Genomic DNA, 12,494 nt, shown 5'->3' with positions numbered 1-12,494 from the left:
CAGAACTGCCCGTCGAGCTCAGCCAGCCGGCTCCACGAGGTACCCCGGTCGACGGAGCGGTAGACGACGGTTCGATTGAAACCGGACTCGGGGCCGAAGATGTCGTGCGAGACGACGTACTCGCCTCCGGGAAGTTTGGCGATGCTGGGGGAACCGATGAACCTCTGCTCGTGTGCGGGAATATGGGCGACGATCGTGCCTGGTGGCGACTGTTCGTGCGGCATCGGTTACGGTACCTGCCTTCCGTGGTCGTTCACTGTTCTCTCATCAGTCATCCGTGCCCGCTCGGGCCTCCCAGGCGTCACGCGACCGAAGAGGCCGGGAGCCACTCGCCGCCACGCGATCCGCCCGACCATTCCTGCATGACGGACCAGTCGAGCAGGGATTGCATCAGGCGGGCTTTGGCAGCTCGGGCCGCTCCGTCGTTCCACAGGTTCTTAGATTCGTCGGGGTCTGAGACCATGTCGAACAACTCGCCTCCCACGCCGTCCTCTCCGTCGGTGTGGTAGACGGTCAGCTTGTATCGGTCGTCGCGGATCATCGTTGCGAGCAGTGGGGGATCGAAGTAGGTCGTGGAGCCGCCGACGTTCAGTCCGCCGTTGCGATAACAGCTGGTCACGAATGGCCGGGCGGGACCACTCTGGCCTTGGGCGAGCGGCACCAGATCCAGTGAATCGGACATGGCCCCCAGCTCCTGTGTGGCGCACCCGGCAGCTGAGACGGCAGTAGCCGCGATGTCGTTCAGCAACACAGGTGTGTGGACTCGACGTCCAGCGGGAACGACACCGGGCCAGCGCATCAACAGGGGTACGCGGACGCCGGGATCGTAGAAGAACGCGCCCTTGGTCATCAGGCCGCGGTCGCCCAGCATGTCGCCGTGGTCACTGGTGAATATCACCAGGGTGTCGTCTGCCACGTCGAGCTCGTCCAGCGCGTGCAGGACGCGTCCCACCTCGGCGTCGATCAGTGCCACCGCGGCGTGGTAACCGCGGCGGGCCTCGTCGAGCGAGCCGTTGAAATGGCTCTGCAGTGTCTTGGAGCGCATCTCGCGACGAACTCCGGCCGGGACCGTGGCAAGGTCGTCCGGGACAGGCGTGGCGGGAGGCAGCTCTCCGACCAGGTTGTCCATGCCCGGTGGGTAAGTGTCGTACGGATTGTGCGGGTCGAAGACGCTCATGCAGGCAAAGAACGGTACACCGTCACGTACCTGGTCGCGGACGAACTCGATGGTCCGCTCGGCCGCCCAGTGCGTCATGTGCAGATGGCGTGGATAGTTCTTGACCTGCCGACCCTCCTGCACCAGCCGCGCATGGAAGTCGGCATCATTCTCCTGGAGCCATCGCGCGTAGGCGTGGAACGGCGAATCCATGTCGAACGTCATCTCGTTGCACCACTCGTACACGTCGAAGCCGTCGTTCGGGTGCCGGCGTTCTCGTTCGTACATGCGGCTGCTGACGTGAAGCTTGCCGATGAGTGCCGTCCGGTATCCCTGCCGGCGCAGACGCTCGGGAAAGAGGATCTCGTCGTCGGGGAGGGTGTCGTACAGTCGCTCCACGCCGTGCCCGGCCACGTGCTTACCGGTGAAGATGCTCGCACGGCTCGGCGTGCAGAGTGGCGACGGGCAATAGGCCTGTTCGAACACGGCTCCCGACTCGGCAAGCGCATCGAGATGTGGGGTATGCGCGGCGCTCGCCCCGTAGGTCCCGAGTGAGTCGTACCGCTGCTGGTCGGTCAGGACCAGCAGAATATTCGGCGCGGACGTCCGGCCTTGTTGACGTGTCATGATCACCTTGGATTCTGAGCGCGTGGCCGCCGCGGCGCGGCAACTGGACAACCGTTGACGGTTAACCAGAGGCTACCTTAGTTCATCGATGCTCGGAACCCCGATGTTTGGATGCCAGGAGTACGCATGCCAGGAGTACGCATGCCAGGAGTACGCATGCCAGGAGTACGCATGCCAGGAGTACGCATGGAGTCCGCCGTCGGTGCCTCGGCCGACCTTGATGGCAATGCGCCTGGAGGGTGGTCACGGGTCGCAGGGTGGTCATGGACCGGAGGGCGGTCATGGACCGGAGGGCGGTCATAGGTCGCAGGGAGGTCATGGTCCGCGCCCAGCGTGAGGCCGCCTCGTGGGCGCCCTGCAGGTGTGCTGACGGGCGGTTGACAGGGTTGGGTCAATCCGACATAGTAATTGTTAACCGTCGACCGTCATCGGTGGCAGCTTATCCTAGCCGGTTAACCAACGACGGTTGACCGCCATCGGCGACGTTTATTTCTTCTTGGAGGTACCGGCCGTGGGCCATCCTCGCCCGCCCGCAGCACCGCGGGGCGTCTACTGTCCGATCATCACTCCGCTAGACGTGGACGAAGGGCTCGATGAGCCGGCGTTGCGTCGTCAGATCGACCGTCTCGTGGGATCGGTGGACGGGATCTTGGTGCTGGGCACGAGCGGTGAGCTGCCAATCCTGCCGGGTGCGACCGCCCAGGCGACACTGAATGTCACGGCCGAGCACGTCGCTGGCCGGGTGCCGCTGGTGTGCGGCGTGGGTGATGTGGGGACGAAACGGTCTGTGGCGCACGTGCGTCGTGCTGTGGAGTCGGGTGCGGACTTCGTGGCCGTCACTACGCCCTACTACTACCCGGTGGATGAGGCGGGCATGTACCGGCATTTCATGACCGTGGCCGAGGCCTCGGCTGTGCCGGTCGCCTTATACAACATTCCGCGGAATACGCATACCGTCATGACCAGGAATATGGTGACCCGGCTGGCGGAGCATCCGAACATCGTTGCGGTCAAGGACTCCGGCGGGGATCGAGAGTTGTTCTCGTGGCTGCTGGAAACACGTGAGTCCACGAATCTCACGATCTTGCAGGGCACTGATGAGTCCAATGCGCGCGGCTATTGGGAGCAGGGGATCGACGGGTACGTCTCCGGGCTGGAGAATCTCGCGCCGGGAACCATGCGGGCGCTGGCGCAAGCAGTGCGCAACGGTGACCTCACGGCGGCAGAGGATCTGCAAGCGTGTCTTGACGCGCTGGTGGACCTGACCGGGCGGCATTTCTGGCTGAGTGTGCTCAAAGCGGGTGTCGCGGAGCAAGGTATCGGCACCGGCGCCATCTCCGCGCCGCTGTCCACCGTGCCCGAGGACGATCGACGACTGCTGAGAAAGACGCTCGAAGACCTCGCTCTGATGCCATGAGTGCCCTGATGCCCTGACGACACAGATATCCGCGGATGACACTCTGCCGGGCCTGCCTCACAGGTCCGGCAGAGTGTCATCCGCGGTACGGGGACAAGACAGACACGACGCTGCCCGCCTGGAAACCCACGAGTTTGGGGTTTCCAGGCGGGCAGCGTCGGTGGTGACGTCAGAGCGCCCACGCTGCGCGTGGCGGGGGCTCGATGACGCCTTTCTCCGGCCACGGGTAGTGGTTCGAGCCGGCGTCGGGATGCCGGGGGCCGTCGGGCAGTGTCGCCGTGTATGCGCGTAGGCGGCGTTCCATGTCGGCTACTTCGGCGGGATGGCGATCGGCGACATTGGTCAGCTCCATCGGATCACGCGGGACGTCGTACAACTCGACGCGTGAATCGTCTGGATTGACCAGCAGCTTGAGGTCGCCGTCGCGGATCGCCGACGCTGGGCTGCAATGTACGGGATGGCTGCCGTTCGGAAACCGGTGCTCCCACATCAAGGGCTTCTGACGGCGGTGGGCTTGGCCGGTCCAGGCGGCGCTGACATCCCCGCCGTCGGTGTCCGGAGGCTGGATCCCGGCGATGGCACTCAGTGTGGCGTGCAGGTCGACGCTGGAGAGCACGGAGACGTCGTCGACGGCGCCCGCGTCGGTGTGTCCGGGCCAGTGCACGATCAGCGGCATCCGGACGCCGCCCTCGTACAGGCTCCGTTTGCGACCGCGGAACGGCCCGGCGCTTCCTGCGGCCGAGTGCGACGCTCCCGGGACATACATGTCTTCAGGACCATTGTCGCCGGTGAAAATGACGATGGTGTTCTCTGCGAGGCCACGCTCGGACAGCGCGTCCAGCACCCTGCCCATCTGCCGGTCAGCCTCGCTGAGCACCGAGTAGTAGTTCGCCAATGCGCCCCACTCCTTGGCATTCCCCGCCGTGAGGTGCCGGTACTCCTCCAGCTGCTCGGTTGGCGGATCGAGCGTGGAGTGCATGTCTAGCAACCACAGCTGCATGAAGAACGGTGCGTCCGAGTCTGCGTTCTCACCCAGCCAGCTGATCGCCTCGTCGGCGATGACGCGCGAAGAGTGTGGACGGAACTCGTCGAAGGCGGCGGCGTCGTCTGCGGGCCGCTGAGTGCCGGACGCCTGCGCGAAGTAGCTATCGACCAGCGACGGTCCGGTGGCCTGCGTCGAGACGTACGTGTCGAAGCCGTACTCCCCAGGGGCCGGGGCATCCTCGGTGTGGCCGAGATGCCACTTGCCGAAATGGGCCGTGCGGTACCCGACCGTGGACAGCGTCCGGCTCACAGTCGGCACCGTCGGATCAAGAAAGTCCGGTACGCCCCGCTCCCGGTTGAACCGTGGCGCACAGACGTGGTGGAATCCGACGCGTCCAGGGAACAGGCCTGTCAAGAACGACGCTCTGCTCGGTGAGCACAGCGGGGAGGCGACATAGAACTGGGTGTACCGCGAACCCTGTGCGGCGAGCCGGTCCAGATGTGGTGTGCGCGCCCGTTGGTGGCCGAAGCACCCGAGATCACCCCACCCCCAGTCGTCACCAAGCAGGAACAGAATGTTCGGGCGATCGTCGTTCGTGCCTGTAGGCATCTGGTGGTCTTCCTCTCCTTATGTCCGACGAGTGAACACTCGGGATGGACGTCGGCCGAGCTGTCTACCTGTCTACGACATCGTTCCGCGCGCAGGACAGAGGCGTTGCCGGCACGTCGGATGACGGTTAACCGTCAACGTTATGGTCGACCGCGTATCTGCTGGTTGTCAAGCTTCTCAAGCCGGCGGGCGTGGGTGCGGGTGATGGTCAGGGTGCGTGCTTGTCTGTTTCGTCCGTGTGTCCGATCCCGAAGTAACCGCTCTTGACATCGGTTAGCCGCACCTACATGATGTGGTAACGGTCAACCGTCGACGGACAACGACAATGTGAATATCGCCCGCTGGTTGTTCCGTGACACCGTGCGTTCATCTGCCGCCCGGACGCCGGGCGAGCTATGTCACCTGAAATTCTCGAGGAGGAGAAGGCCATGAACGGTCCGCGAGAGCTCGATCTGACCAGACGACGATTCCTCGCCCTCAGTGGGGCCGCCGTCGCAGGCACCGCCGTCGCCGGCTGTGGGGGAGGAGACGACGGGTCGGCCGCCGAAGCGCCGACGGACGACGCGAGCGACCTCGGCTTCCCGGCCATCGAGAACGTGCCAGAGGGCGATGTGCAACTGCGCTGGCTCACGACTGCCGGAGTCCTGGGCCAGCAATACCATGCCAATGTCCTCGCTGAGGTCCAGGCCAAGTACCCCAACATCGAGATCGCTCACGACAGCATGCCGGGTTCCGAGCTGTCTGAGGTCGTCGGGCTCGGTGTGCGCAACCAATCCGCCCACGATGTCTTCGTTCTCCCCGACGCCACGTTGTCCGCGGTCCGTGCGGTCGAGGACGGCTGGGTTCAGCCCCTCGACGACTTCATCCCCGACTTCGAGAACTGGAAGGCGGGGTTTCCTGAGGGCTCGTTCTTCGACAACATCAATGTGTTCGACGGGAAGACGTACACCTTCCCGATCCGGTCGAACAAGATCTACGACACCATGGTGCTGTACGACAAGCAGCTCTACAACGATGCGGGGTACGATCCCGCCACTGAACCCCTGACATGGGACACCTTCCGGGCGGCGGCCAAGGCGGTCACAGATGCCGGGGACGGGCGATCGTACGGCTTGACCTACCGGATCCGCGCCGGTGGGAACTACATCGCGAACATGGCGAGGATGGCGGGCTCTCCAGTGATCAACACGCTGGGCGGCTTCATCGATCCCCGCAACGGAGAGTTCGCCTACACCAGTGACGAGTTCATCGCCGCCATCGAGCTCTTCCAGGCCATGTTCGACGACGGCAGTATCCTCCCAGGCTCGTTGTCCATGAATCCGGACGAGATCCGGGCCCGGATGCTGCAGGGAGCCGGCGGCATGGTGATGTGGTCACCGTTCAACGTCGATCTCTGGCGCGAGGAGGATCCCACCTTCGAGGTCGGTGTGGCGGCGCAGCCGGTGCCTGACGGCGTCGACCCTGTACCGCTGGGGCATTCGCCGATCAACCTGCAGAACTCTCTGTGGCTCTTCGCCGGGAGCGAGCTTGGAGACATCGCAGGTGCGATCCTTGCCTACGAAGGCAGCATGGCCGGCCAGCGCTACATGGCTGAGCTCTTCGGTGGTGTGTCTATCCGGCCCTACCTGGATGAGGCACTCGCTGAGATCGGCGGACTCGACGAGCAGGCTCAACAGGTGGCAGATCTGACCGACGAGATGATCCTCGTGCCGGATCCGTTGCTGCGCAATCCTGACGTCGTTCAGGTCAACCGCGAGCTGCGCGCGATCACTCCGACATTCGACGATGTCGTCGAGGCGATCTTCATCGGAGAGGAGACCGATGTGCGTAAGGCGATGCAGGGTCTCAAGGACAGGTCGGAAGAGGAGTTCGACCGTGCCGTCGACGCCGCGGTGTCGGACGGGGCGACGCTCTCCCGTGAGGACTGGGTCTTCCCGAACCTGGATCCCCGATCTGACTACACGCCGGACATGTACGAGCAGCTGTGATCGGCGCTTGTTGACGCGCGTCCCACACGAAACGGGCCCGACATCATGACTCAAACTGCCACCAAGCCGGCAGCCAGCCCGCCGGTGAAACGGTCTAAGCTACCGCGGAACAAAGCGCGGCGGGTGACCACCATCTGGTGCTACGTCTTCATCCTGCCTGCGATGATCCTCGCCGGGCTGTTCACCTTCTACCCGATCGTCGCGTCGTGGTTCATATCCTTCCTCGAATGGTCGGGAATCACGGCCGACGGCGAGTTCGTGGGCCTCGACAACTATCGAGAGGCGGTATCGGACCCGTTCTTCTGGCGTGCCTTTGGGCGCTCGTTCCTCTTCACCTCCATCGACGTCCCGATCCGCCTGTTCCTCGCACTCGTCGTCGCGATCATTCTGAACGACGCGGCGCTCCGGATGCGTTCGATATTTCGAACGATCTTCTTCTTGCCGGTCGTCACCACGATGGCGGTCGTGGGCGTGGTGTGGTCGCTCCTGCTGAGCCCGTTCGACGGTCCCGTGAACATCGCGTTGTTGGAGACCGGGCTGGTCGGCACGCCGATCGATTTCCTCGGCAGTGTGGATACCGCGTTGATCTCGGTCGTTGCGGTACACATCTGGAAGTCGTTCGGGATCACGATGATCTACTGGCTGGTCGCCTTGCAGACCGTGCCGGCCGGCTTGTATGAGGCGGCGCGGATGGACGGTGCCGGGCGATGGCGGATGCACCGGGATATCACCATGCCGCTGATCAAGCCTTTCGCCATCCTGATCGCCTTGATCAGTGTGGTGTCGACGCTGCAGGTATTCGGCCTGGTGCAAGCGATGACACAGGGCCGGCCGAACTACTCGACCGAGTTGGTGGAGCTCTACGTCTACCGGCTCGCGTTCGCCCCGGAGGGTGCTGTGGAACCGCGGATGGGCTACGCGTCCGCCGTAGCCGTGATCTTCGGTGTGGCGGTCATGGTGATCGCGCTGGGACAGGGGTGGGCGCTGCGTCGTGCACGCTCGCTCAGAGCGGCGGCGCGCACGGAAACGGGAGGCGAAGACCAGTGAGCTCGGTAGAGACTCGTGAACACGCTGCGGCGCAACCGCCGGTGAACGACCAGCCACGCCGGAGGTTCCGGCCGAAGCTTACGCCCAGGCGGCTGAGAGAACTCGTGACGAGCGTCGTCCTCGCGGGGGTCGGCTTCCTCTGGATGTACCCGTTCCTGTGGATGATCGCGTCGTCGCTGAAGACTAATCGGGAGATCTTCGGAAGCTTCGACCTGATTCCGGATGCGCCCCAGTGGGAGAACTACTCCCGGGCCTGGGAAGAAGCGCATATCGGCCAGTACTTCTGGAACAGCGTCATCATCTCGGCAGGGACGGTCGCGATTGTCGTGATCACGACCTCGATGCTGGGATACGCGCTCGGGCGCTACACCTTCGTCGGCCGTAAGTTCATCTACGGTGCCCTCATCGCGACGGTGTTCCTGCCCGAGGGATACACGGTCATTCCCGTCTTCGATCTGGTCAACCGCCTCGGCTTGAGCGGGAACCTGCTGGGCGTGATTCTTGCCGAGGCCGGCGGAGCGAATGTCATCACCATCTTGCTGTTCGCCGGGTACTTCCAGCGACTGCCGCGTGAGCTCGACGAGGCCGCCACGGTTGACGGGGCGGGATTCTTCCGAACCTTCTGGCAGATCATGCTGCCGCTGGCGAAGCCGGCGATCGCGACCGCCATCATCCTGACGCTGATGAGAACGTGGAACAGCTTCCTGATCCCGCTGGTTCTCACGCTGGCGCAGCCGGACTTGCGGCCGCTCTCCGTGGGTATCTACTCCTTCCGGGGCGACGACTACTCGGACTGGTCCGGGATGACCGCCGCGGCGACGCTGAGCACCTTGCCGATCATCGTGGTCTTCCTCGTGCTGCAGCGCTACTTCGTCGAAGGCCTGGCCGGAGCGGTGAAGAACTAGACACCGGCATCGTGATCCGTCGGACGACGACGGTCACTAGTGAGCACCCATCGCAGTCGGTTAACCAGCAACGGTTGACTGATCTCACCATGTCATCTCTTCCTGCCGGGAGACGCGGCCTGCGGGCCGTCCTCACCTTCCCGAAGGGGTGTCTGCTGTCCGATCATCCCGTAAACCACGTGGTCAAGAACGGCCGCGACGCCGGGACACCCAAGCTGCTGTGGCTGTGATGGCTGTCGCCGTGAAGCGCGCCGACCGATCGTCGTAGGAGGAATCTCATGAGCGGCACGAACCGTCGATCCACGAACCGTCCCGTGAACCGCCCGATGAACCGTCGAACCTTTCTCTATCGAGCTGGGGGCACTGCGGTAGGGGCCGGGCTGGCCGGTGCTCTGGGCAGCCCGGCGCTCGCATCCGGCACGGGCAGGGCGGGCGGACAGGGACAGGGACAGGGACAGGGACAGGGCCGGGGGCGGACGGCCGAGGAGGTGGCGACCGGGGATATCACGTTTGCGCTTGCGTCGCTCGCCCTGGCACCGGGCGTCGATCCGTCGTCGAGCACCAACACTGATCCTGATGAGGCATTCACCCTGCTCACTGACGGTGAGACCAGTCCCGTGGTGGGATATGACTTCTCCGGTGCGGAGCCCAGCGGCCGGTATGTGGATGTGACGGCTACGTTCGGCACGCCCACCTCCGGCGCGCCGGCCGAGGTGCGCTCGGTCCGCCTGCTTGCCACCGGCGTCGACACGGCGACGGTGACGTTCACGGCATGGGATTTCACGACGGAGGAACGCTCCGCCGAGATCCGGTCGCTGGAGTCCGGATTGCTCGCCGTGGAGGCCGAACCGGAGAAGACCGAGCCGATCAGGTCGGTCACGGTACGAGTCGCCACCACCGGGGACACCCTCGAGCTGGCCGAGCTGAACCTCACCGGTACCGCACACGGCCTGGTTCAGCTCAGTGTCGACTCGGCCGAGCGGTACGCGCACTCGCCGGGGAGCTCCTTCACCGTCGACGTACTGCCGTCGCTGGTGGCGTTCGGCAATCTCGCCCATCTGGCGAGTCAGATCAGCGTGACGCCGAGCACCACCCCGGAGGCCACCGAGGGCGTCGCCGAGGCACGCGACCTGCTCACCGACGGACGACTCCTCTACGGCGACAACCGCACGGTGTTCTTCGAGTTCCCGGATGACGGCGCCAAACGGTGGGTGAACGTGCGTGCAGACTTCCCCGATCCGGTCGATGTGCAGTCGGTGACGCTCACCGGGGCCAATCTTGGCACCGCGTTCAGCATGTTCGACATATGGGTGACGTTCCTGAACGCATCCGGCAACGCCATCTCGACCCATAAAGCCCTGCGGTCGACCTTTGAGATCAACCAGTGGCGAACCGAGGTCACCGCACGCCTCGGGCTCGACGAGCCGGTTACCGCCAGCGCGGTGGTCGTGCGAGCGCACACGTCCTTCAGGATCAACCTCACCGAGCTGCAGATCACCGGCCTGGCCGGTGAGAGCCTGCCGGACGTGCCCGCGCCGGAACTGACGGCCGCCTGGTACGACCACCGCGGTGACGAGCTGTCGTCGCCGGTTGCGCTGGCCGTCGGCGAGGCCCACAGCATCGCCTCTCCGTCAGACCCCGCCATCGGCTACTACGGACTGGTGTTCAGCACGTCCGACCAAGTCGTGTTCCTCGATCACGTGGTCGGTGAGGACCGGGAGTACGGCTTCGCCGTGCTACCGCCGCGGGCCGTCGCGGACCGTTCGTTGGATCCCGGCTCGTCGTTCGGGACGGTCCATACCGACCTCAATGACCCCTACGTGGTGGGCTGGTCGAAGACGATCACGTGGCTGACGGGGAACTTCAACCCGCAAGGCTGGCAGAACCGCATCGACCGCCACGTCGAGCGAGGCCTCGTGGAGCTGCCGCTGGTGCCCAGGAACGGGGAGTGGAAGTCACAGGACGATCCCGCCGACACCAACCCGATTCCCCAATCTCAGCTCGACGCGCTCTACGAGCGGCTGCGGGCCCATTTCGAGGCGGATCCATCCGTCACCCACTGGGAGCTGGGGCTTGAAGAGAACCTGATGTCGGGTGGTGAGATATACGACGCGCCCTATTACTGGCCCAACCTGGACGCCAAGGTACGCGTGGCGCGGCAGGCGGCCGTCGACGCCGGGGTCGACGCCAAGTTCTGCTACCAGCTCGCTGAGCCGGATCAGCGCAGAGAGGACGTGATCAGGTTCCTCAACAGCGACGCGGCGGCTACGTTCGACATCTTCGCCATACACCCGTACGCCTGGCCGGACTTCAAGACGCCGGAGACGTGGATGGCAGACATGATGAGCTTCGTCCTCGACGAGATGCGCAAGGCCGGGCGGACGATGGAGATCTGGTTCACCGAGGTCGGCGCGCCCCATAACCGCAGCTACCCCGGTGGAATATTCGGCAAGAAGGGCGGCGTCCGGGGACTGACCCGGGAAGAAGGGCTGAACTACCTGATCAAGCTCCACGTGCTCGGTCTGCAGCACGGCGCCGACAAGATCTTCTGGTACAACTACAAGGATCGAGGGTTCGACGACCGTACCTTCCCTGAGCAGGCCTTCGGCACGGTCGACTTCTGGAGATTCCCCAAGCCGGCCTATCTCGGCTATGTCACGCTCGTGCACTTGCTCGACCACCGTGAACCGGCGGGTGTCGACGAGGACGACGGATTGTGGCACGCGACCTTCGCCGGCGAGAACGACGACGTGCACGTGGTGTGGCAGTTTAACGGCGGCGGCAACGTGTCTTGGTCGCGCCTCGGGCTTGAGAAGGGTGACGTCGTGGAGCTGACTAGCGCCGTCGGCGCAGAGCTGCCCGTACAGCAGGGCGGGTTCCACGTCGACTACGAACCGGTCTTCATCACTGCACGACGGAGCAGCTGACGAGCCGGTCATGAACGCCACGATCGGTCCTGCCCTCCTGTGGCCAGCGCTGATCGACGGAGGAAGAGCGTCAAGGTCGACATCCCGCTGAATGTCGACCTTGACGCTTGGGGATCAGTGGCCGTAAGGTAGCTAGTTGACGGTTAACTGTAGACTTGGAATAACATGACACTTGACGTTTCGCCTATCAAGCAGACGGCTCTTGGCGAGCAGGTCGCGCACGAGCTACGGGTGCTGATCGTCACCGGGCGGCTGCCTGCCGGCCAGCACCTGGTCGAATCGAGCCTCTCGCAGGATTTCGGCGTCAGTCGAGGACCCATCCGTGACGCGCTGAAGAAGCTCGAGTCGGAAGGGCTGGTCGAGACGAGAGGACGGGGTACCTACGTCATCGGTCTGGACGACGTTGACGTCGACGAGCTGTTCTCGCTCCGTGAATCGCTGGAATCGCTGGCGCTGAGGCTCTGCGCGGAACGTCTCTCCGGTGAATGGGCAGCATTCGAGCGGCCGTTGACAGCGATGCGTGAGGCTGCGGATCGAGGGGACGCCGCCGAGTTCGCCGTGGCGGACCTGGAGTTCCACTCGTATTTCTATGAGCTGTGCGGACATCGCCGTCTGCTCAACGTGTGGCGGGAGTTCCAACCCACCTTCACCACGCTCCTGCAGGTCACGACCGCGCAGGACGAGGATCTTCATCCCTCGGCCGAATCGCACGCAGAGATACTCGAGCGACTGCGCCGGGGCGAGACCGAGGATGCGCTGAACGAGTTGCGCGAGCATCTCCAGGGCGCGAGCCGGCGTCTGCGGGAGGCGCAGCGGCAGATCGTCGAAGGGAG

Annotated in this window: 9 protein-coding genes and 1 pseudogene; 7 read left to right on the top strand and 3 right to left on the bottom strand. The window is 64.4% G+C overall.

The features are described 5' to 3' along the window. Together ELR45_RS35925 and ELR45_RS27365 are read right to left on the bottom strand one after the other, a co-directional pair. Positions 1-224: pseudogene (locus ELR45_RS35925) on the bottom strand (exo-alpha-sialidase); the annotation flags it as partial. Between the two features lie 77 nt (positions 225-301). Further along, positions 302-1,783: a sulfatase family protein gene (locus tag ELR45_RS27365; RefSeq protein ID WP_129669151.1), complete on the bottom strand. Its 1,482-nt coding sequence runs from the start codon at positions 1,781-1,783 to the stop codon at positions 302-304. 466 nt (positions 1,784-2,249) lie between these two features. Here ELR45_RS27365 and ELR45_RS27355 point away from each other — a divergent pair, with 466 nt between their 5' ends. Next, positions 2,250-3,200, top strand: a complete 951-nt coding sequence (locus ELR45_RS27355; RefSeq protein WP_129669149.1) for a dihydrodipicolinate synthase family protein — start codon at positions 2,250-2,252, stop codon at positions 3,198-3,200. Between the two features lie 169 nt (positions 3,201-3,369). Here the strand turns inward: ELR45_RS27355 and ELR45_RS27350 are convergent, their stop codons facing one another. Then, a complete protein-coding gene (locus tag ELR45_RS27350) occupies positions 3,370-4,794 on the bottom strand; it encodes a sulfatase family protein (protein ID WP_129669148.1) in 1,425 nt (474 codons plus the stop codon). 428 nt (positions 4,795-5,222) lie between these two features. Between ELR45_RS27350 and ELR45_RS27345 the strand changes: the two genes are divergently transcribed. The 6 genes from ELR45_RS27345 to ELR45_RS27325 form a co-directional block, all read left to right on the top strand. Next, positions 5,223-6,782, top strand: coding sequence for an ABC transporter substrate-binding protein (locus ELR45_RS27345; RefSeq protein WP_165368139.1), 1,560 nt, complete (start codon positions 5,223-5,225; stop codon positions 6,780-6,782). Positions 6,783-6,905: 123 nt separating this feature from the next. Further along, positions 6,906-7,829, top strand: a complete 924-nt coding sequence (locus tag ELR45_RS27340; protein WP_205857369.1) for a carbohydrate ABC transporter permease — start codon at positions 6,906-6,908, stop codon at positions 7,827-7,829. Between the two features lie 104 nt (positions 7,830-7,933). After that, the gene (locus tag ELR45_RS27335) at positions 7,934-8,734 is read left to right on the top strand and encodes a carbohydrate ABC transporter permease (RefSeq protein WP_205857368.1); all 801 of its coding nucleotides are present in this window, start codon (positions 7,934-7,936) and stop codon (positions 8,732-8,734) included. 89 nt (positions 8,735-8,823) lie between these two features. Next, a complete protein-coding gene (locus ELR45_RS39275) occupies positions 8,824-8,964 on the top strand; it encodes a hypothetical protein (RefSeq protein WP_205857367.1) in 141 nt (46 codons plus the stop codon). A 48-nt stretch (positions 8,965-9,012) separates the two neighbouring features. Further along, positions 9,013-11,661 carry a hypothetical protein gene (locus ELR45_RS42175; protein WP_129669145.1) on the top strand — a complete coding sequence of 883 codons (2,649 nt, stop codon included), beginning with the start codon at positions 9,013-9,015 and terminating at the stop codon, positions 11,659-11,661. A gap of 165 nt (positions 11,662-11,826) precedes the next feature. Then, positions 11,827-12,494, top strand: a 668-nt coding sequence (locus ELR45_RS27325; protein WP_165368151.1) for a GntR family transcriptional regulator, incomplete at its 3' end; no start/stop codon positions are given.

It is taken from the genome of Phytoactinopolyspora endophytica (assembly GCF_004138495.1).
In the GTDB taxonomy this organism is placed as follows: Bacteria; Actinomycetota; Actinomycetes; order Jiangellales; family Jiangellaceae; genus Phytoactinopolyspora; species Phytoactinopolyspora endophytica.
The sequence above is the reverse complement of the archived record's forward strand: the minus strand, read 5'-3'. Positions and strand labels throughout refer to the sequence as shown.